12 protein-coding genes and 2 pseudogenes are annotated in these 21378 nt (G+C 59.9%); 1 reads left to right on the forward strand and 13 read right to left on the reverse strand.

Annotated elements, in window-relative coordinates; genetic code table 11:
* Positions 1-83: 83 nt before the first annotated feature.
* The 11 genes and pseudogenes from hemE to ACZZ0D_RS22140 all read right to left on the reverse strand — a co-directional run bounded on the left by hemE (position 84) and on the right by ACZZ0D_RS22140 (position 16136).
* A pseudogene (hemE, locus tag ACZZ0D_RS22090) lies at positions 84-1152 on the reverse strand (uroporphyrinogen decarboxylase).
* A gap of 497 nt (positions 1153-1649) precedes the next feature.
* The gene (locus tag ACZZ0D_RS22095) at positions 1650-3068 is read right to left on the reverse strand and encodes an FAD-dependent oxidoreductase (RefSeq protein ID WP_007909438.1); all 1419 of its coding nucleotides are present in this window, start codon (positions 3066-3068) and stop codon (positions 1650-1652) included.
* Between the two features lie 33 nt (positions 3069-3101).
* On the reverse strand, positions 3102-7547 hold the full coding sequence (gltB, locus tag ACZZ0D_RS22100) for a glutamate synthase large subunit (protein WP_463554298.1): 4446 nt from the start codon (positions 7545-7547) through the stop codon (positions 3102-3104).
* Between the two features lie 349 nt (positions 7548-7896).
* Positions 7897-9489 (reverse strand): AAA family ATPase, encoded by a 1593-nt coding sequence (locus ACZZ0D_RS22105; protein ID WP_463554299.1) that lies wholly within the window; start codon positions 9487-9489, stop codon positions 7897-7899.
* 10 nt (positions 9490-9499) lie between these two features.
* Positions 9500-10600 (reverse strand): 3-dehydroquinate synthase, encoded by a 1101-nt coding sequence (gene aroB, locus ACZZ0D_RS22110; RefSeq protein ID WP_463554300.1) that lies wholly within the window; start codon positions 10598-10600, stop codon positions 9500-9502.
* Between the two features lie 152 nt (positions 10601-10752).
* The gene (gene aroK / locus ACZZ0D_RS22115; RefSeq protein ID WP_053116652.1) at positions 10753-11271 is read right to left on the reverse strand and encodes a shikimate kinase AroK; all 519 of its coding nucleotides are present in this window, start codon (positions 11269-11271) and stop codon (positions 10753-10755) included.
* Between the two features lie 4 nt (positions 11272-11275).
* Positions 11276-13348, reverse strand: coding sequence for a type IV pilus secretin PilQ (pilQ, locus tag ACZZ0D_RS22120; RefSeq protein WP_463554301.1), 2073 nt, complete (start codon positions 13346-13348; stop codon positions 11276-11278).
* 13 nt (positions 13349-13361) lie between these two features.
* Positions 13362-13889 (reverse strand): pilus assembly protein PilP, encoded by a 528-nt coding sequence (locus ACZZ0D_RS22125; RefSeq protein WP_212549926.1) that lies wholly within the window; start codon positions 13887-13889, stop codon positions 13362-13364.
* Positions 13886-14509: a type 4a pilus biogenesis protein PilO gene (pilO, locus tag ACZZ0D_RS22130; protein WP_426618607.1), complete on the reverse strand. Its 624-nt coding sequence runs from the start codon at positions 14507-14509 to the stop codon at positions 13886-13888. The genes ACZZ0D_RS22125 and pilO overlap by 4 nt, the downstream gene beginning before the upstream one ends.
* The gene (locus ACZZ0D_RS22135) at positions 14506-15072 is read right to left on the reverse strand and encodes a PilN domain-containing protein (protein WP_053116648.1); all 567 of its coding nucleotides are present in this window, start codon (positions 15070-15072) and stop codon (positions 14506-14508) included. The genes pilO and ACZZ0D_RS22135 overlap by 4 nt, the downstream gene beginning before the upstream one ends.
* A complete protein-coding gene (locus tag ACZZ0D_RS22140; protein WP_053116647.1) occupies positions 15072-16136 on the reverse strand; it encodes a pilus assembly protein PilM in 1065 nt (354 codons plus the stop codon). Before ACZZ0D_RS22140 ends, ACZZ0D_RS22135 begins: the two co-directional genes overlap by 1 nt.
* Before the next feature lie 218 nt (positions 16137-16354).
* Here ACZZ0D_RS22140 and ACZZ0D_RS22145 point away from each other — a divergent pair.
* A pseudogene (locus ACZZ0D_RS22145) lies at positions 16355-18794 on the forward strand (penicillin-binding protein 1A).
* 320 nt (positions 18795-19114) lie between these two features.
* Here the strand turns inward: ACZZ0D_RS22145 and ACZZ0D_RS22150 are convergent.
* Together ACZZ0D_RS22150 and ACZZ0D_RS22155 are read right to left on the reverse strand one after the other, a co-directional pair.
* Positions 19115-20383, reverse strand: a complete 1269-nt coding sequence (locus ACZZ0D_RS22150; RefSeq protein ID WP_159811621.1) for a malic enzyme-like NAD(P)-binding protein — start codon at positions 20381-20383, stop codon at positions 19115-19117.
* Between the two features lie 183 nt (positions 20384-20566).
* The gene (locus ACZZ0D_RS22155) at positions 20567-21367 is read right to left on the reverse strand and encodes a thermonuclease family protein (protein WP_463554302.1); all 801 of its coding nucleotides are present in this window, start codon (positions 21365-21367) and stop codon (positions 20567-20569) included.
* Positions 21368-21378: the final 11 nt, after the last annotated feature.

Consider the following 21378-nt stretch of genomic DNA (forward strand, 5'->3'; position numbering starts at 1 on the left):
AAATGATTGGGGGACATTACGCGGCATAAAAAAACCTGCCCCGCATGACACGGGACAGGTTTTTTTGTACAGACGTTGCTGCGTTATTCGTGGTAGTGCGCCGACAACTCATGCACCGCACGCAGGAAAGCGCCGGCGTGTTCCGGATCGACTTCCGGGGTGATGCCATGGCCGAGATTGAACACGTGACCGCTGCCCTTGCCGTAGCTGGCCAGAATACGTCCGACTTCGGTGCGGATCGCTTCCGGTTTTGCGTAAAGCACGGTCGGATCCATATTGCCTTGCAGCGCAACCTTGTCGCCAACGCGGGCGCGGGCGTTGCCGATGTCGCACGTCCAGTCCAGACCCAGTGCATCAGCACCTGCGTCGGCGATGCTTTCCAGCCACAGGCCGCCATTTTTGGTGAAGAGGATCACCGGTACCTTGCGACCGTCGTTTTCGCGGATCAGACCGCTGACGATTTTTTTCATGTAGGCCAGCGAGAATTCCTGATACGCCGCCGCCGACAGGTTGCCGCCCCAGGTATCGAAGATCTGCACCGCTTGCGCGCCGGCCATGATCTGGCCGTTGAGGTACGAGGTCACCGACTGCGCCAGTTTATCCAGCAGCAGGTGCATGGCTTGCGGGTTGTCGTAGAGCATCGCTTTGGTCTTGCGGAAGTCTTTCGACGAGCCGCCTTCAACCATGTAGGTCGCCAGGGTCCACGGGCTGCCGGAGAAGCCGATCAGCGGCACACGGCCGTTCAATTCGCGGCGGATGGTGCTGACCGCGTCCATGACGTAGCCGAGGTCTTTGTGCGGATCAGGGATCGGCAGGGCTTCGATGTCGGCGAGGGTGCTGACGACTTTCTTGAAACGCGGCCGCTTCACCGGTCTCGAAGTACAGGCCTTGGCCCATGGCATCGGGGATGGTGAGGATGTCGGAAAACAGGATCGCCGCGTCCAGTTGTGGATAGCGGTCGAGCGGTTGCATGGTGACTTCGCAGGCGAATTCCGGATTCATGCACAGGCTCATGAAATCACCGGCCTGAGCGCGGCTGGCACGGTATTCCGGCAAATAGCGACCGGCCTGACGCATCATCCACACAGGGGTGACGTCTACGGGTTGCTTGAGCAGGGCGCGGAGGAAACGGTCGTTCTTCAGGGCAGTCATGTCGGCATCCGGAAAAAAAGTGCGGGCATTTTCTCAGAGCGCGACGCAAAAGGCACGGATGCAGGTCAGCCTTTTGTCTATCGGGTCAATTTATTGCCTTGGAAATGCGTTATCAGCGACACCGCGAAACAATTGTGGGAGCGGGCTTGCTCGCGAAAGCGGAGTGTCAGTCAACATATCCGCCGGCTGACACGCCCTCTTCGCGAGCAAGCCGGCTCCCACATTTTTGATCGCATTTCAGGTTGAAATGTAACCAGACGCCCAGGTAATGCGAACTGCGAAAAGCGACGAAAAAGGAACGGATGCAGGGCAGCCTTTTGTCTATCGGGTCAATTTATTGCCTTGGAAATGCCTTATCAGCGACACCGCGAAACAATTGTGGGAGCGGGCTTGCTCGCGAAAGCGGTGTGTCAGTCAACACATCGGCTGACTGATACAAAGCATTCGCGAGCAAGCCCGCTCCCACATTTTTGATCGCATTTCAGGTTGAAATGTAATCAGACACCCAGGTAATCAAGGATCCCTTCGGCGGCGTTGCGGCCTTCGAAGATCGCCGTTACCACCAGGTCGGAACCGCGCACCATGTCGCCACCGGCAAAGATTTTCGGGTTGCTGGTCTGGTGCTTGTACTGACCTTGCTCAGGCGCAACGACGCGGCCCTGGCTGTCGGTCTGGATTTCGAACTGTTCGAACCACGGTGCCGGGCTCGGGCGGAAGCCGAAAGCGATGACCACAGCATCAGCCGGGATGATCTCTTCGGAACCCGGGATCGGTTCAGGGCTGCGACGGCCACGGGCGTCCGGTTCGCCGAGACGGGTCTCGACCACTTTAACGCCTTCGACCTTGTCTTCACCGACGATGGCGATCGGCTGGCGGTTGTAGAGGAATTTCACGCCTTCTTCCTTGGCGTTTTTCACCTCTTTGCGCGAGCCGGGCATGTTCGCTTCGTCACGACGATAAGCACAGGTCACCGATTTGGCGCCCTGACGGATCGAGGTACGGTTGCAGTCCATCGCCGTGTCGCCGCCGCCGAGTACCACGACCTTTTTGCCTTTCATGTCGACAAAATCTTCCGGCGACTTTTCAAAGCCCAGGTTGCGATTGACGTTGGCGATCAGGAAGTCCAGCGCGTCATAAACGCCCGGCAGATCCTCACCGGCAAAGCCGCCCTTCATGTAGGTGTAAGTGCCCATGCCCATGAACACCGCATCGTACTCGGCGAGCAGTTGTTCCATGGTCACGTCTTTGCCGACTTCGGTGTTCAGACGGAACTCGATGCCCATGCCGGTGAAGACTTCGCGACGATTGCTCAGCACGGTCTTTTCCAGCTTGAACTCGGGGATGCCGAAGGTCAGCAAACCACCGATTTCCGGGTTCTTGTCGAACACCACCGGGGTCACGCCACCGCGTACCAGCACGTCGGCACAACCCAGACCCGCCGGGCCCGCGCCGATGATCGCGACACGTTTGCCGGTCGGTTTGACCTTGGACATGTCCGGGCGCCAGCCCATGGCGAACGCGGTGTCGGTGATGTACTTCTCGACCGAACCGATGGTCACCGCACCGAAGCCGTCGTTAAGGGTGCAGGCACCCTCGCACAGACGATCCTGCGGACACACCCGGCCACAGACTTCCGGCAGGGTGTTGGTCTGGTGCGACAGCTCGGCGGCCTGAAGGATGTTGCCCTCGGCCACCAGCTTCAGCCAGTTCGGAATGAAGTTGTGCACCGGGCACTTCCATTCGCAATACGGGTTGCCGCAACCCAGGCAGCGGTGGGCCTGATCGGCCGACTGCTGGGGTTTGAACGGTTCGTAGATTTCGACGAACTCTTTCTTGCGTTGACGCAACAGTTTCTTCTTCGGATCTTTGCGCCCGACATCGATGAACTGGAAGTCGTTATTCAGACGTTCAGCCATTGTTAAAACCTCATCAAACTCTTCAGGCGCATATCACTGCGGGTTGGCACGAGTGCTGGAAAGCAACGATTTCAGGTTGGCAGCCTTTGGCTTGACCAGCCAGAAACGGCGCAGATAGTCATCGAGGTTTTCGGCGAGTTCACGACCCCACTCGCTGTCGGTTTCCGCGACGTACTCGTTCAGCACGTTTTGCAGGTGGCTGCGATAGGCTTCCATCGCCTCGCCGCTGATCCGCTGGATTTCCACCAGTTCGTGGTTGACCCGGTCAACGAAGGCGTTGTCCTGATCGAGCACATAGGCGAAACCGCCGGTCATGCCAGAGCCGAAGTTGTAACCGGTCTTGCCCAGAACGCAAACAAAACCACCGGTCATGTACTCACAGCAGTGATCGCCAGTGCCTTCCACAACCGTGTGGGCACCGGAGTTACGCACGGCGAAACGCTCGCCTGCGGTGCCGGCGGCGAACAGCTTGCCGCCCGTCGCGCCGTACAGGCAGGTGTTGCCGATGATGGCGCTGTCCTGAGTCTTATAAACGCTGCCCTTCGGCGGCACGATGGTCAGTTTGCCACCGGTCATGCCTTTGCCGACGTAGTCGTTGGCGTCGCCTTCGAGGTACATGTTCAGACCGCCGGCGTTCCACACACCGAAGCTCTGACCGGCAGTGCCCTTGAAGCGGAAGGTGATTGGCGCTTTCGCCATGCCCTGGTTGCCGTGCTTGCGCGCGATTTCGCCGGAGATCCGCGCGCCGATCGAACGGTCGCAGTTGCAGATATCCAGATCAAATTCGGCGCCGCTCATGTCGTTGATCGCCGACGAGGCCATCTCGACCATTTTCTCGGCCAGCAAGCCTTTGTCGAACGGCGGGTTGCGCTCAACGCCGCAGAACTGAGGTTTGTCCGCCGGGATGTGATCGCTGCCCAACAGCGGCGTCAGGTTCAGGTGGTTCTGCTTGGCGGTCTGGCCTTCGAGGATTTCCAGCAGATCGGTACGACCGATTAGCTCTTCGAGGGAGCGCACGCCGAGCTTGGCCAGCCACTCACGGGTTTCTTCGGCGACGTAGGTGAAGAAATTCACCACCATGTCGACGGTGCCGATGTAGTGGTCTTTGCGCAGCTTCTCGTTCTGAGTGGCGACGCCGGTGGCGCAGTTGTTCAAGTGGCAGATGCGCAGGTATTTGCAACCCAGCGCGATCATTGGCGCGGTACCGAAGCCGAAGCTTTCAGCGCCGAGGATTGCGGCCTTGATCACGTCGAGGCCGGTTTTCAGGCCGCCGTCGGTCTGCACCCGGACTTTGCCGCGCAGGTCGTTGCCGCGCAGAGTCTGGTGGGTTTCGGCGAGGCCGAGTTCCCACGGTGCGCCGGCGTATTTGATCGAAGTCAGCGGCGAAGCACCGGTGCCGCCGTCGTAGCCGGAGATGGTGATCAAGTCCGCATAGGCCTTGGCCACACCGGCGGCGATGGTGCCGACGCCTGCTTCCGCTACCAGCTTCACCGAAACCAGTGCCTTCGGGTTGACTTGCTTGAGGTCGAAAATCAGCTGCGACAAGTCTTCGATCGAGTAGATGTCGTGGTGCGGCGGCGGCGAAATCAAGGTCACGCCCGGCACTGCATAACGCAGCTTGGCGATCAGCCCGTTCACTTTACCGCCCGGCAGTTGCCCGCCTTCGCCCGGCTTGGCGCCTTGGGCGACCTTGATCTGCAGCACTTCGGCGTTGACCAGGTATTCCGGGGTTACGCCGAAACGGCCAGTCGCAACCTGCTTGATTTTCGAGCTCTTGATGGTGCCGTAACGCGCCGGGTCTTCACCACCTTCGCCGGAGTTGGAACGCGCACCGAGGCGGTTCATGGCTTCGGCCAAGGCTTCGTGAGCTTCCGGCGACAAGGCGCCCAGCGAGATACCGGCGGAGTCGAAGCGCTTGAGCACCGATTCCAGCGGCTCGATTTCACTGATGTCCAGCGGCGTGTCGAGGGTCTTGACCTTGAACAGGTCGCGGATCATCGACACCGGACGGTTGTCCACCAGCGAGGTGTATTCCTTGAACTTGGTGTAGTCACCCTGTTGCACGGCAGCTTGCAGGGTGTTGACCACGTCCGGGTTGTAAGCGTGATATTCGCCACCGTGGACGAACTTCAGCAGACCGCCCTGCTGGATCGGCTTGCGCGGACTCCAGGCTTCAGTAGCGAGTGCTTTCTGCTCGGCTTCGATGTCGACAAAACGCGCACCCTTGATGCGGCTCGGCACGCCACGGAAGCTCAGGTCGCAAACTTCTTCGGACAGGCCGATCGCTTCGAACAATTGTGCTCCGCGGTAGGAGGCGATGGTCGAGATACCCATCTTCGAGAGGATCTTCAGCAGACCTTTGGTGATGCCTTTGCGGTAGTTCTTGAACACCTCATAGAGGTCGCCCAGCACTTCACCGGTACGGATCAGGTCGCCCAGCACTTCGTACGCGAGGAACGGATAGACCGCCGAGGCGCCGAAACCGATCAGCACCGCAAAGTGATGCGGGTCACGGGCGGTCGCGGTTTCAACGAGGATGTTGGAATCGCAACGCAGGCCTTTTTCGGTCAGGCGGTGGTGCACCGCACCGGTCGCCAGCGAAGCATGGATCGGCAGCTTGCCCGGGGCGATATGGCGGTCGCTCAGGACGATCTGGGTACGACCGGCGCGCACGGCTTCTTCAGCCTGATCGGCAACGTTGCGGATCGCCGCTTCGAGGCCAACGCTTTCGTCGTAGTTGAGGTCGATGATCGCCCGTTCGAAACCCGGACGGTCGAGGTTCATCAACGAGCGCCACTTGGCCGGCGAGATCACTGGCGAGCTGAGGATCACGCGCGAGGCGTGTTCCGGCGACTCCTGGAAAATGTTGCGCTCGGCACCGAGGCAGATTTCCAGCGACATCACGATCGCTTCACGCAGCGGGTCGATCGGCGGGTTGGTAACCTGCGCGAACTGCTGACGGAAATAGTCGTACGGCGTGCGCACGCGCTGCGAGAGCACGGCCATCGGCGTGTCGTCGCCCATCGAGCCCACGGCTTCGTAGCCTTGCTCGCCGAGCGGACGCAGAACCTGATCGCGCTCTTCGAACGTGACCTGATACATCTTCATGTATTGCTTGAGCTGATCGACGTCGTAAAACGCCGAACCGTGATCGTTGTCTTCCATGGTCGCCTGGATGCGCAGAGCGTTCTTGCGCAGCCATTGCTTGTACGGATGACGGGACTTCAGACGGTTGTCGATCGCGTCGGTGTCGAGGATCTGCCCGGTTTCGGTGTCCACGGCGAAGATCTGGCCAGGGCCGACACGGCCCTTGGCAATCACATCTTCAGGCTTGTAGTCCCACACGCCGATTTCCGACGCGAGGGTGATGAAACCGTTGGTGGTGGTGACCCAACGCGCCGGGCGCAGACCGTTACGGTCGAGCAGGCACACCGCGTAACGACCGTCGGTCATTACCACGCCGGCCGGGCCGTCCCACGGCTCCATGTGCATCGAGTTGTACTCGTAGAACGCACGCAGATCCGGGTTCATGGTTTCAACGTTCTGCCACGCTGGCGGAATAATCATTCGCACGCCACGGAACAGGTCGATGCCACCGGTGACCATCAGTTCGAGCATGTTGTCCATGCTCGAGGAGTCGGAACCGACACGGTTAACCAGCGGGCCGAGCTCTTCCAGATCCATCAGATCGTTGCTGAACTTGGTGCGCCGGGCCTGCGCCCAGTTGCGGTTACCGGTGATGGTGTTGATCTCGCCGTTGTGGGCGAGGAAGCGGAATGGCTGAGCCAGCGGCCATTTCGGCAGGGTGTTGGTGGAGAAGCGCTGGTGGAACACGCAGATCGCGGTTTGCAGGCGCTCGTCACTCAGGTCTGGATAAAACGCGGCCAGATCGGCCGGCATCATCAGGCCTTTATAGATGATGGTTTTGTGCGAAAAGCTGCAGATGTAGTGGTCGGAGTCGACGGCGTTGGACACCGACGAACGACGACGCGCACTGAACAGCTTCACGGCCATGTCCTGATCGCTCAGGCCTTCGCCGCCGATGTACACCTGCTCGATTTGCGGCAGGCGCTCAAGGGCCAGGCGGCCGAGGACGCTGGTGTCGATGGGCACTTTGCGCCAGCCGATCAGCTGCAGGCCTTCAGCGAGGATCTCGCGGTTCATGTTTTCGCGAGCGGCTTCGGCCTTGGCCGGATCCTGGTTGAAGAAGACCATGCCCACCGCATATTGCTTGGGCAGCTCGACGCTGAAGGTTTCCTGGGCAATGGCTCGCAGGAACGCGTCAGGCTTCTGAATCAGCAGACCGCAACCGTCACCGGTCTTGCCGTCGGCATTAATCCCACCGCGGTGGGTCATGCAGGTCAGGGCCTCAATGGCCGTTTGCAAAAGGGTATGACTGGGCTCGCCCTGCATATGGGCTATCAGGCCGAAACCGCAGTTATCCTTGAATTCATCTGGTTGGTACAGACCTGCTTTCATAGACACTTTCTCACCAGGCTGCCTCTTGTCGAGGCAAATTTCTTTTCAATTCAACCACTTGCGATCCGCGCCGAACGTACGCCGGCTTAGCGGGGGCAAAAGGGTGGTCATTGTACACAGCGACACAGAGGCTCACAAATTTGACGACGAAATGTCGCAAATTCATGTCGCATTTGTGAAAGGTTTAAAGCGATCTGCTGTGCTAGTCAAAACTTTTTTAATTCTGACTGCAACGACTCAAAGACTACTATGACGCAGACACCACAAGGCACGCGACCTGGAAGGAAGCGCGCACTTGCAGAAATTTTGAGGTGCTTGGAGAGGCGGCCTGGGTAAGGCCGCCGAATCTTCAGCGAGTTGTTGCCAGTTCTTGTTGGACGCTGGCGACAGTGCGAGGCCAAGGTTTACCAGCCTGAACCTTCGCTGGCAAGGCCTTGATGGCAGAAACGGCCGCGTCACGATTGGCGAAGTTGCCATAAGTGATCACGTAAAGCGGCTTGCCGTTGAGGACTTTCTTGAAATAACGGTACTCGCCGCCCTGCTCCTTGACGAAGTTTTGCGCGGCAGTTTCCGAGCTGGTGCCGAGGATCTGCACCACGTAGTTACCGGTCGGCTGACCGGCGTACCAGCTGCCACCAGCGGCTTTGGCCACGGTAACCGGCTTCTCGGCAGGCTTGGCAGCAGCGGCTGGCTTGGCCGGCGCTGGAGCCGGTTTCGCTGCAGGCGCTGCCGGAGCAGGCTTGGCGGTAGCAATTTGGGTTGGCGCTGGCGTCGGCTTCGCGGCCGGGGCTGGAGCCGGTGTTGGCGCAGGGCCAGCCGGAACGCCTGCCGGAGGTGCGGAAGTGGTGACGGTCGGCGGTGTGGCGCTGGAGCCTTCGACCGGCACGCCGTCGTCGCCTTCGGTGATGCCACCGGCGGCTTCCGCCAACGGGCCACGCATGACCGGTTGCGAGTTGCCGACCAGCGGCAGCGGCATCGGTTGGGTATTGCCGGCGAACTCGACGGAAGGATTAGCCCCGTTCGCCCCGCCCTGACCCAATGGCAACTGCGCCTGTTCATTGGCAGGAGCGCCGGTAGTTGGTGTCTTGTTGCGACCCGGCATCAGCCAGGCGGCGGCGACCGCAACCACAACGACGGCAGAAATCGCCAATACGTGTTTCTTCGGCATGTTGAACCCCATACTTGGACGCTTGACCGCAGAGCGGCTGGCAATCATGACTTCGATCAGTGCATCGCGAGCGACCTGGTTGATGTTGCCTGGCCAACCCTCGGCGCTTTCGTGAATATCAGAGATCTGATCCGCGGTGAAAAGTTCGACACCACGGCCTGCACCTTCGAGCCGTTGGTCGAGATACTCGCGGGTCTCTTCTTCGGTGTACGGCTGCAATTCGATGACGTGGAAACGCTCTTCCTCAAGGTGCAAAGCCTCGAGTTGCGCGATCAGCGACGACTCACCAAACAGGAATACGTGCGGGCGACCTTCCGGTGCGCCGGCACCCAGCGCCATCAGCGCTTCGAGGGCGGATTCGTCGAGTTGTTCGGCGTCATCCACCAGCAGATAGACTTCCTGCCCCGTCAGCGCGAGTTGCACCACCTGATCCAGAATCGCGCCCACTTCGGCCTGAGCGACGTTCAGCGCCTGGGCAACCTGACGCAGCACACCGGCCGCATCGCCGGCGCTACGGGCGGAAACCACCACGCTCTGCACCGATTGCTTATTGGTGCTGGCGACCAGTGCCTGACGCAGCAAGGTCTTGCCGCTGCCTTGCGGGCCAGTCACGACCAGCAGCAACTGGCTGTAACGCGCCAGATGATGCAGCTGACCCAGCACTGGTTTGCGCTGGGCCGGGAAGAATTTAAAACCCGGCACTCGTGGCGCGAAGGGGTCGTGGCTTAACTGGAAATGGCCGAGGAACGCCTCGTCGGCATGCAAACTAGTCATTGGAATCTTTTCAACCTTTAAGCTGAGCCAGGGCGCGGTAATCCGCTCCCAGCGTGGCCTGTAGAACCTCTTTCGGATAATCGGCGGTCACTACCGCTTCGCCCATCCGGCGCAGCAGCACCAGGCGCAGACGACCGTCGATCACTTTTTTGTCGATTGCCATGTGTTCAAGAAAATCGGCTTCGGCCATTTCTGTCGGCGGCACCACCGGCAGACCGGCGCGCTGGAACAAACGAATGCCGCGATCACGTTCCGCTTCGCTGATCCAGCCCAGACGCGCGGACATTTCCAGCGCCATCACCGTGCCAGCTGCGACGGCCTCACCATGCAACCAGACACCATAGCCCATGTGGGTCTCGATGGCGTGACCGAAGGTGTGGCCGAGATTGAGGGTGGCGCGCACGCCGGTTTCTTTCTCATCGGCGCCGACCACCGCAGCCTTGGCCGCGCAGGAACGCTCGATGGCGTAAGTCAGGGCTTTTTGATCCAGCGCACGCAGGGCGTCGACGTTGTCTTCGAGCCAACCGAGGAACGGCTCGTCGCAGATCAGACCGTACTTGATGACCTCTGCCAGGCCGGCGGACAGTTCACGCTCGGGCAGGGTTTTCAGCGAGGCGGTATCGATCAGCACCACGTTCGGCTGATAGAACGCGCCGACCATGTTCTTGCCCAGCGGATGGTTGATACCGGTTTTGCCGCCCACCGACGAATCGACCTGGGACAGCAACGTCGTCGGGATCTGAATGAAGTCGACGCCGCGCTGATAGCAGGCGGCGGCGAAACCGGCCATGTCGCCGATCACACCGCCGCCGAGGGCGATCACGGTGGTGCGGCGGTCATGACGCGCGGTCAGCAGACCGTCGAAGATCAGTTGCAGGGTTTCCCAGTTCTTGAAGGCTTCGCCGTCCGGCAGCACCACGGAGATCACCGAGAACTGCGCGAGGCTGCGGGTCAGACGTTCGAGATAGAGCGGCGCAACGGTCTCGTTGGAGATGATTGCCACCTGCCGCCCATGGATATGCGGCGCCAGCAACTCGGGCTGATCCAACAAACCTTCGCCAATATGAATCGGGTAGCTGCGCTCGCCTAGATCGACCTTGAGTGTCTGCATGTGTCCCCACAGTGAAGATGGAAGCAGGCATCCTGCCCTGAATTATTGGTTATCTGCGGCCTATAGCGGGTATGACGCCCCTCGCCCGCCAGCCGCCACAACCGCGACGGGTTGTGACAGGACGCCGAGGATAGCGCATTTCGAGCGATGCTTTAACGGGGAGGAAGCTGCGCCAGACGCTCGAGAATGTCGAGCACTACCATGCGCGGCGGCCGTTCGTCGGTTTCCACCACCAGATCGGCGATTTCCCGATACAGCGGATCACGGATCGCCAGCAAATCACGCAGGGTTTTCTCGGGATTGGCGGTGCGCAGCAACGGCCGATTGCGATCGCGCGAGGTGCGGCCGACCTGCTGTTCAACGGAGGCGTGCAAATAGACCACGCGCCCGCCCTCATGCAGAGCCTTGCGATTGGCATCACGCATTACCGCGCCGCCGCCGGTCGCCAGCACCACACCATCGAACTCGCACAGCTCGGCGATCATCGCCTGCTCACGGTCACGAAAGCCGGGCTCGCCTTCCTTATCGAAGATCCACGGGATATTGGCGCCCGTGCGCAGTTCAATTTCCTTGTCGGAATCTTTGAACGGCAGGCGCAGCTCTTTGGCCAGCAACCGGCCGATGGTGCTTTTACCAGCGCCCATCGGTCCTACAAGAATCAAATTTCGCACAGAATCAACGACTCACAGCAATCGCCTGGTTATTCATGATACGCGGAGTGAGAAATACCAGCAGCTCGGATTTTTTCTCCGAAACCACATCACGCCGGAAAAGGCGGCCAAGATACGGCACATCGCCAAGAAATGGCACCTTATCTACGACCTTGCTTTGAGTATTTGAGAAAACACCACCAATCACGATGGTTTCGCCGTCGTTGACCAGCACCTTGGCGTTGACCTCGTTTTTCTTGATCGGCGGCACATCCTGCACTTTGTTCAGGTAGTCCGGCTCATCCTTGGTGACCTTGACCTCCATGATGATGCGGTTGTCCGGGGTGATCTGTGGCGTCACTTCCAGCGACAAAGAAGCCTCTTTGAACGACACCGAAGTCGCGCCGCTGGAGCTGGCTTCCTGATACGGAATCTCGGTGCCTTTGAGGATCTTCGCGGTTTCCTTGTCGGAAGTAACAACCTTCGGTTGCGAAACGATTTCACCGTTGCCGGTCTTTTCCATCGCCGTCAGTTCTAGATCGAGCAAGACGTTGTCAGTAATAAAGGCGATGCCGATCCCCGAGGTATTGCCGACCGTGCCCATATCGACGAACGGCGAGTTGGTACTGGTGCTGCCCGGCGTGCCGATGGTGGTCGATGAACCGTTAACCCCGGAGGCGTTCCAGTTGCCCTTGTTCTGGATTGAACCGCCCCAGCGCACGCCGAGGCTTTTGTCGTAATCGACGTTGGCCTCAACGATTCGGGCTTCGATCATCACCTGACGCACCGGAATATCCAGTTGCGCCACGATCCGTCGCAGTTCGTCGAGGCGATCCTGGGTCTGGTAGGCAATGATGTTGTTGGTGCGCTCATCGACGGTGATCGAACCGCGCTCGTCGATTTTCGCCTCGGCGCTGGTCACCGACTGGAACAGCTTGGCGATATCTGCTGCCTTGGCGTAATTCACTTGCAGCAATTCACGACGCAGCGGCGCCAGTTCGGCGATCTGCTTCTGCGACTCCAGCTCCTGGCGTTCACGGGCGGCGATTTCATCGGCTGGCGCGACCAGCAGCACGTTGCCGATTTTGCGTTTATCCAGCCCTTTGGTTTTCAGCACCAGATCCAGCGCCTGATCCCACGGCACGTTTTGCAGGCGCAAGGTAATGCCGCCCTGCACCGTGTCACTGGCGACCAGATTGAGGTTGGTGAAATCGGCGATCAGTTGCAGCACCGAGCGCACATCGATGTCCTGGAAATTCAGCGAGAGCTTTTCACCGACGTAAGCCTGGCGATCAGCGTTGCGCTTTTGCAGATCGTCGACGGTCATCGGCCGGACGCTGACGGTCAGTTTGTTATCGGTCTGGAAAGTTGAATAGTCGTAAGTGCCGCCGGGCTCGACGGTGATGATCGCGCGATCACCGCTGACGCTGGAATTGACGAACTGCACCGGGGTGGCGAAATCCTTGACGTCGAGGCGTACGCGCAGCTTTTCCGGCAACTGCGTGCGGGCGAAGCTGAGGATGATTTTGCCGTCATGCTCCTGAATATCCGGGGCGATGGTCGGGTCGGACAGGTCAATGACCACATTGCCTTCACCCGCCGTACCGCGTTGGAAGTCGACGCCGCGAATGGCTTTGGTTTTTGCGACATAAGGTTTTATCGGTACCGCAACAGGCGTAATGCGCGGCACGGCAACGGGACGCGGTGCTGCGGCCGGAGCACCTTGCCCCACCACCACGAACAGATTATTGCCCTCGACCCGCGTGTCATACGGCGCCAGTTGCGTGAGGCTGACGATCAGTCGCGTGCGATCCTTGGCCTCAACCACCGTCGCCGTACGCGCATTACCGCTGCCTAGATCGAGACTCTTGCTGGCCAATTGGCTGGCAACCCCGGGCAAGTCCAGAGCAATCCGCGCCGGCGATTCAGTGGTATAGCCCTTGGGCTGTGGGGGCGGGCCGTCGAACGACAGCTTCAGCTCGACGCGGTCACCCGGCAAGGCCGCCACGTCCAGCGTCTTCAGATTGGCCGCAATAACCATCGGTGACAACAACGCTATCCATAGCGAAAAACCGAGGGTGGAGAAAATCCTGTTCATTGTTCGACTTCCACTATGAGTGCTCTTTCAAAGGAATGGTGCGCGGACGTTCCAGCCAGGCCCCTTCGCCGTCGGGAACGATCTCGACCACATCGACCTGGGTGGCGCTGATCGAAACGATGCGTCCGTCATTGCGCCCCAGGTAGTCGCCGACCTTCATCCGGTGCACGCCGCCGGCTCCGCGCAACAGCGCGAAAGAGCCGCCGGCATTGGAGATGGTGCCGACCATTTCAAACTGCTCGATGTTGAAACCTTCGAGGTATTGCTTGACCCGATTGGGGTCGGGTTTGACGTTGCGCGAGCCATGTTTTTGCCCGGCCAGATCGACGCGCACCTGACGCGAGAACGGGCTGCGCAGGTTGGCGGCGCTGTAAGTGAATGTGGGGTAAGACCGGAATGTCGGGGTTGGTTCAATTTTCCCCGGCGGACGCAGACGCACTTCATTCATGTAGGCATCGAGGTCGCTGAAGTCATTGCCGCCACCACAACCATTGAGCGCGAGCAGTGCCATCGACAGGGCCAAATAGCGTGGCGGGCTCATTTTTGCAGCCCCTTGTCGTTATAGCGGTACGTCTTGGCGAGGATGTTCATGCGCAGCTTCGTCCCGCCTTCGGGATTGGCTGGCGCCAGTTCGAAATCATGCAGGGTGACGATGCGCGGCAACCCGGCGACGCCGCTGACGAAGGTCGCGAGGTCGTGATAGGCGCCGGTCACGGTGATCTGGATCGGCAGTTCGATGTAGAACTGCTGGGTGACCTCCGGCAGCAATTTGATCTCTTCAAATTCCAGACCGCTGCCCAGACCGGTGCGGGTGATGTCTTCGAGCAGGCCCGGCACTTCGGTGTCGCTGGGCAACTGCCGCAACAGCACACCGAACGAGTTTTCCATCTCCTTCATCTGTTGGGTGTACAGCTCGAGATTGGCCGAGACATGCGCTTTGCTGGCGAACTGCTCCTTGAGCGTGGCTTCCTCTTCGCGCTTGAGGGCGAGCTGATCTTCCATGTCACTGATGAAAAAGTTGTAGCCCAGCGCGAGCACCAGAATCATCAGCAATGCGCCGGCCATGGCTTTTACCGCCGCTGGCCACGAGCCGATGTTGCTGGTGTCGAGGTCGTTGAAGTCGATGTTGCGCAGGCTCTCCAGCCATTCGGACGGCTTCATGGCTCGTCCTCCGTCGTCTTCGGCTGAGTCTGGCGAACGGTTAACTGGAAGACGTTGGCCTGTTCCACTTGATCAGCGGAGGTGGCTTTGACTTCATTAAGGCTCGGCGCATCGAACCAGTCGGAGGCGTCGAGGTTGCGCATCAACTCGGAAACGCGGTTGTTCGACTCCGCCGCGCCACTGATGGACAGGGTTTTGCCGAGCATTTTCACTTGGGTGAAATACACGCCGTCGGGGAGCGTGCGCGCCAGTTGATCGAAGATCCGCCCGCTGACCTGCCGGTTGCCCTGCAAGTCCTGGATGATGCGCATGCGTTCGACCAGTTGCTGGCGATGGGCCTTGAGCTCACTGATCTGTTTGATCCGTTCGTCGACCACAGCAATTTGTTTGCCGATGTAATCGTTGCGCGCCACTTGTCGATCGATCGCCGCGCTGATCACCTGATCGGCGATGAACACCGCGCCCACCGAACCGACGATGACGCCGGTCAGCGCCAGCAGGAAGCGTTTGCGCCGCTCTTCACGGCGCTCCTCGCGCCAAGGTAAAAGGTTGATCCGCGCCATCAGTCAAAACTCCTGAGCGCGAGCCCGCAGGCAATCATCAGGGCCGGCGCATCACTGGCCAGGGCGCCAGCGTTGACCTTGCTGCTCAGGGACATGTCGGAAAACGGATTGGCCACTTGCGTCGGCGTATTCAAGCGCTGTTCGATGAGGCGATCGAGCCCCGGCACCGACGCCGTGCCGCCGGCCAGCAGAATGTGATCGACGGCGTTGTACTGCCCGGAGGCGAAGAAAAACTGCAGCGAGCGCGACACTTGCTGCACCAGCGCTTCGCGAAACGGTTGCAGGACTTCGCTGACATAGTCGTCGGGCAAGCCGCCCTGCTTTTTCGCCAGTCCCGCCTGTTCGACGGTCAGGCCGTAACGGCGCTGGATTTCCTCAGTCAGCTGACGGCCGCCGAACAGTTGCTCGCGGGTATAAATGATTTTGCCGTTGTGCAGAACACTGAGGGTGGTCATGGTCGCGCCGATGTCAACCACGGCGACGGTGAGGCGCTCTTGCGAGGCGGCGAGTTGCGTGGAAAGCAGGCCAAACGAGCGCTCCAGCGCATAGGCTTCGACGTCCACCACCCGCGCGGTGAGCCCGGCGAGGGCCAGCGCCGCTTCGCGGACTTCGACGTTTTCCTTGCGACAGGCGGCCAGCAGCACGTTGACCCGTTCCGGGTTGCGCGGCGATACGCCCTGGACTTCGAAATCGATGGCGACTTCATCCAAGGGATAGGGAATGTATTGGTCGGCTTCGATTTTGAGCTGGTTTTCCAGTTCGTCGTCGGAAAGTCCGGCGTCCATTTCGATGACTTTGGTAATCACCGCTGATCCGGCCACCGCCACCGCCACGCTTTTGAGCCCGGTGCGCGCCTTGACCAGCACCCGGCTGAGGGCTTGGCCCACGCCTTCGAGTTCGGCGATGTTTTTTTCGACCACGGCATTCGCCGGCAACGGCTCTACCGCGTACGCCTCGACCCGGTAGCGATCGCCCTGACGGCTCAGCTCCAGCAGTTTTACCGAGGTGGAGCTGATGTCGATCCCCAGTAACGTATTGGTCTTTTTATTGAAGAGTCCTAGCACTACCAATTCCCTATGACTTTCCGTGAGTTACGGACTCTGTAATACGCATTGCGTTCCCTGACCCCACCTTGACAGACGCGCCAATGACGCCTCCGGCGGAAAAGTGCTTATAATGCCCAGCGATTTTTTCCGCTTTTTACTGCCTGCGCGGGCGTTCTGTGTGTAGCCGGAACCCCGTCGCCAAATTCATTCTTTGCCCTGGATGTCCAAACGCCTTGATTCGTCTGCTGAAATTTTTCGGTTCGGTCCATCGTCGCCGTTTTCTGCGGACTGCTTTTAGGTCTCAGCGGCGCCTATCTTTACCTTAGTCCGGGTTTGCCTTCTGTGGAGGCCCTGAGAAGCATTCAGTTGCAGATTCCATTGCGGGTCTACAGCAGCGACAACAAGTTGATCGCAGAATTTGGCGAAATGCGCCGGACGCCGATCCGTTTCGCCGACATTCCGCCCAATTTCATTAATGCGTTACTAAGTGCTGAAGACGACAACTTCGCCAATCACTACGGCGTCGATCCGAGCAGCCTGATGCGCGCCGCGACGCAATTGGTCAAAAGCGGCCACATTCAGTCCGGCGGCAGCACCATCACCATGCAGGTGGCGAAGAACTTCTTCCTGACCAGCGAACGCAGCTTCTCGCGCAAAACCACTGAAATCCTCCTGGCCCTGCAGATCGAGCGACAGCTGACCAAGGACGAAATCCTTGAGCTGTACGTGAACAAGATCTATCTGGGTAACCGCGCCTACGGCATCGAGGCGGCGGCGCAGGTGTATTACGGCAAGTCGATCCGCGACATCAGCCTGGCGCAGATGGCGATGATCGCCGGCCTGCCGAAAGCCCCGTCTCGCTTCAACCCGCTGGCCAACCCGACGCGCAGTAAAGAACGCCGCGACTGGATCCTCGGGCGCATGTACAAGCTCGGCAAGATCACCGAAGCGGATTACACCGCTGCGATCAACGAGCCGCTGAACGCCAGCTATCACGTGCCGACCCCGGAAGTGAACGCACCGTACATCGCCGAAATGGCCCGTGCCGAAATGGTCGGCCGTTATGGCAGCGACGCCTACACCGAAGGTTTCCGCGTCACCACCACGGTGCCGAGCAACCTGCAGGAAATGGCCAACACCGCGCTGCACGAAGGTTTGATGACCTACGACCAGCGTCACGGCTACCGTGGCCCTGAATCGCGCCTGCCGGGCAAGACCCGCGAAGCCTGGACCAGCGAGCTGACCAAACAACGCACCATCAGCAGCCTCGAACCGGCGATCGTCACGCAAATCGACAAGAACGGCCTGCAAGTGCTGACCCGCACCGGTGAAGAACACGTGGCCTGGGACACCATGAAATGGGCGCGGCCGTTCCTCAATACCAACAGCATGGGCCCGAATCCGCGTCAGCCGTCGGATGTTGCGCAGGTTGGCGATCTGGTTCGTGTGCAGCGTCAGAAAGACAATTCGCTGAAATTCAGCCAGATCCCGCAGGCGCAAGGCGCGCTGGTCTCGCTGGATCCGCAGAACGGCGCAATCCGCTCGCTGGTCGGTGGTTTCGCTTTCGAGCAGAGCAACTACAACCGCGCCATGCAGGCCAAGCGTCAGCCGGGTTCGAGCTTCAAGCCATTCGTATACAGCGCTGCGCTGGACAGCGGCTACACCGCCGCGACGCTGGTCAACGACGCGCCGATCGTGTTTGTCGACGAGTACCTGGACAAGGTCTGGCGTCCGAAGAACGATACCAACACCTTCCTCGGCCCGATCCGCTTGCGTGAAGGTTTGTACAAATCGCGCAACCTGGTGTCGATCCGCTTGCTGCAAGCGATGGGCGTGAGCAAAACCATCGACTACATCAGCCGCTTCGGCTTCAACAAGCAGGATCTACCGCCGAACCTTTCGCTGGCACTGGGTACTGCGACGCTGACGCCAATGGAGATCGCGACCGGTTGGAGCACGTTCGCCAACGGCGGCTACAAGATCACGCCTTATGTGATCGACAAGATCGAAAGCCGTAACGGCGACACGCTGTTCGTCGCCAACCCGCCGACCGTGCCGCAGGGCGCTGCGGCAACGGACGGCATTGCCGCGCCGCACACTGACGCGATCACGGTCAACGCTACGCCGGGTGAAGCACCGGGCACTGCGGCGGCACCGCAAACGCCTGCCGTCGCCGAGCGCATCGTTGATGGCCGCACCACGTACATCCTCAACAGCATGTTGCAGGACGTGATCAAGCTCGGCACCGGCCGTCGCGCGCTGGCCATGGGTCGCAGCGACATCGCCGGCAAAACCGGTACCACCAACGAATCGAAGGATGCCTGGTTCTCCGGTTACAACGCCGATTACGTGACCACGGTCTGGACGGGCTTCGACCAGCCGGAAAGCCTTGGTCGTCGCGAGTTCGGTGGCACGGTGGCACTGCCAATCTGGATGAACTACATGTCGGCGGCGCTGAAGGACAAGCCACCGCACGTGCAGCCCGAGCCGGAAGGTTTGTTGAGCCTGCGCGTGGATCCGGTGAGTGGCCGTGCGGCGACGCCGAGCACGCCGGGGGCGTACTTCGAGCTGTTCAAGGCTGAGGATACGCCGCCGTCGGTGAATGAGCTGGGTAACGGCGCAGTGCCGGGTAGCCCGCTGCCGGCGGATGAACAAGCGCCGATCGACTTGTTCTGATCCGCAGCTACTGAAAAGCCCCGCCTTCGGTTGAAGTGCGGGGCTTTTTATTGCCTGAAGATCAAGAGCTCCTCACCCTAGCCCTCTCCCAGAGGGAGAGGGGACTGATTGGGGGATGCTGGTGAGTGATGCCGACCTGAACATGCTGTGTTGAATCCATAGGCGCCAAGTCACTTTCAGGTCGGTGTATCTCGCGAGTCTTCCACGGTCAGTCCCCTCTCCCTCCGGGAGAGGGTTAGGGTGAGGGGCTCTTGATCTCCAGACAATAAAAAGCCCCGACTCTCACGAGCCAGGGCTTTCGGTTGAGGCGTTAAAACGGCTTAGCCGTTGAACACGTCATCCACGCTTTTCAGCGGGTAGTTCTTCGGATACGGCAGGGTTGCCACACCAGTCTCGATCGCGGCTTTAGCCACAGCGTCGGAGATCAGGGTGATCAGGCGCTTGTCCATTGGCTTCGGAATGATGTACTCACGACCGAATTCCAGCGGAGCACCGCCGTAGGCATCGCACACGTCCTGTGGAACAGGCAGTTTGGCCAGTTCACGCAGGGCGTTGGCCGCAGCCACTTTCATTTCTTCGTTGATGCGCTTGGCGCGAACGTCCAGGGCACCACGGAAGATGAACGGGAAGCCCAATACGTTGTTGACCTGGTTCGGGTAGTCCGAACGACCGGTCGCCATGATCACGTCGTTACGGGTGGCGTGTGCCAGTTCCGGGGAGATTTCCGGATCCGGGTTCGAGCACGCGAACACGATCGGGTTGGCCGCCATCGACAGCAGGCCTTCAGGGCTCAGCAGGTTCGGGCCGGACAGGCCAACGAACACGTCAGCGCCTTGCAGAGCGTCAGCCAGGCTGCGCTTCTCGGTGGCGTGAGCGAATACTGCTTTGTACTGGTTCAGGTCGTCACGGCCGGAGTGGATCACGCCGGTACGGTCAACCATGAAGATGTTTTCGATGCGAGCGCCCATGCTCACCAGCAGTTTCATGCAGGAGATGGCGGCAGCGCCGGCACCCAGGCAGACGATCTTGGCGTCTGGCAGGGTTTTGCCGGCGATTTCCAGGGCGTTGATCATGCCGGCAGCGGTCACGATCGCGGTGCCGTGCTGGTCATCGTGGAATACCGGAATGTCGCACTGCTCGATCAGAGCACGTTCGATCTCAAAGCACTCTGGTGCCTTGATGTCTTCCAGGTTGATGCCACCGAAAGTGATGGAGATGCGTTTTACGGTGTCGATGAAGGCTTGCGGGCTTTCGGAGTCGACTTCGATGTCGAAAACGTCGATGCCGGCGAAGCGCTTGAACAGTACGCCTTTACCTTCCATCACTGGCTTGGACGCCAATGGGCCGAGGTTACCCAGGCCGAGAATCGCGGTGCCATCGGAAATGACTGCAACCAGGTTGCCCTTGCCGGTGTATTTGTAGGCCAGTTCAGGATCGCGAGCGATCTCACGCACTGGTTCAGCTACGCCGGGGCTATAAGCCAGCGACAAGTCGCGAGCGGTAGCAGTGGCCTTGGTGAGCTCGACACTCAGCTTCCCTGGACGAGGATTGGCATGATATTCGAGAGCGGCAGTTTTCAGATCAGACATTTTGGCATTCCGCTTTTTACTGTTGGACAGACTGGTCAGCGAGGATACGCGCCTCGCAAAGTCCCCACAAGACTGAGCGGTCACCCCTGTCAAGCGCCCTGCCCTACGACTTTGGGCCAAGAGCCACGGCGCACAAGGGCTGGACTGTTCACAATCGACAGAAAAAATGTCTACAATTTTATTTCAGCGAGCGCTTTGCAACATTGCAGGATCTGTCAGCGGAAGTAGCCAACGTGGCTGACCTTGTTTCAAACCGCCGCGCCGTGATCGATCGACAATCCAGCCGCGCGCCTCGATCTGCTTGCCCTTCAACGCCTGCAATCGGGCATTGTCGAATTGTCCGACCAGATTGGGTGCAACGCGCAATACAAGCGCACCCTGCAACTCGATCCAGGTTCCGCCACGATTGCGCTGAACCTTGCTCACACGGCCACTGACCACGGCGAAACCGGAACGCTGGATCTGCGCCGCTTTCAGCACCGGCGACTGCCGCCAGAGACCCCGGCCAGCCTGTCGCGCACTGCGCTCGGCGGCGTGCTGACACGTGACTAAATCGATATTGGGCGCGACCGCGACCTGAAAGCCGAGGCCATCGGCGAGCATCTGCGCTTCAAGATTGGCGCCGCTGGCGCTGTAGAGGTGCGCGAGCGTGCGGCCGTAGTGGTCTTTCGTCTGCTTGCCGAGACGCAAACCGAGCTGTCCATTGCTGTCGACCACCAATGATTCCAGACGTTTGCGCGCCGCCACCGCGAACGGCTCGTCACTGCGGCCCTGCTTGCCCAGCTCAGGTGTATTGAGGCCGATCATCCGCACACTGCGCCCGTCGCTCAGGCGCACGGTGTCGCCATCGACCACGCGCTGCACCGTGACGCGGGTCAGCCCTATGGGCGTGGGGCAGAACGCCTGCGCGGCGGACAGCCAAATCGCAGACACAAAAAAGGCGCCCACAAGGGACGCCTTTTTCAGCAATGAGGAAAAGCCCATCGGGCCTTTCA

It is taken from the genome of Pseudomonas sp. AC193, assembly GCF_979258075.1.

Excerpts from the sequence above, each read along its gene's own strand:
- ACZZ0D_RS22125 (WP_212549926.1), bottom strand. The coding sequence starts at position 13,889 with ATGAGCCCGCCACGCTATTTGGCCCTGTCGATGGCACTGCTCGCGCTC.
- gltB (WP_463554298.1), bottom strand. The coding sequence starts at position 7,547 with ATGAAAGCAGGTCTGTACCAACCAGATGAATTCAAGGATAACTGCGGT.
- pilO (WP_426618607.1), bottom strand. The coding sequence starts at position 14,509 with ATGAAGCCGTCCGAATGGCTGGAGAGCCTGCGCAACATCGACTTCAAC.
- ACZZ0D_RS22095 (WP_007909438.1), bottom strand. The coding sequence starts at position 3,068 with ATGGCTGAACGTCTGAATAACGACTTCCAGTTCATCGATGTCGGGCGC.
- ACZZ0D_RS22135 (WP_053116648.1), bottom strand. The coding sequence starts at position 15,072 with ATGGCGCGGATCAACCTTTTACCTTGGCGCGAGGAGCGCCGTGAAGAG.
- aroB (WP_463554300.1), bottom strand. The coding sequence starts at position 10,600 with ATGCAGACACTCAAGGTCGATCTAGGCGAGCGCAGCTACCCGATTCAT.
- ACZZ0D_RS22150 (WP_159811621.1), bottom strand. The coding sequence starts at position 20,383 with ATGTCTGATCTGAAAACTGCCGCTCTCGAATATCATGCCAATCCTCGT.
- ACZZ0D_RS22105 (WP_463554299.1), bottom strand. The coding sequence starts at position 9,489 with ATGACTAGTTTGCATGCCGACGAGGCGTTCCTCGGCCATTTCCAGTTA.
- ACZZ0D_RS22155 (WP_463554302.1), bottom strand. The coding sequence starts at position 21,367 with ATGGGCTTTTCCTCATTGCTGAAAAAGGCGTCCCTTGTGGGCGCCTTT.
- pilQ (WP_463554301.1), bottom strand. The coding sequence starts at position 13,348 with ATGAACAGGATTTTCTCCACCCTCGGTTTTTCGCTATGGATAGCGTTG.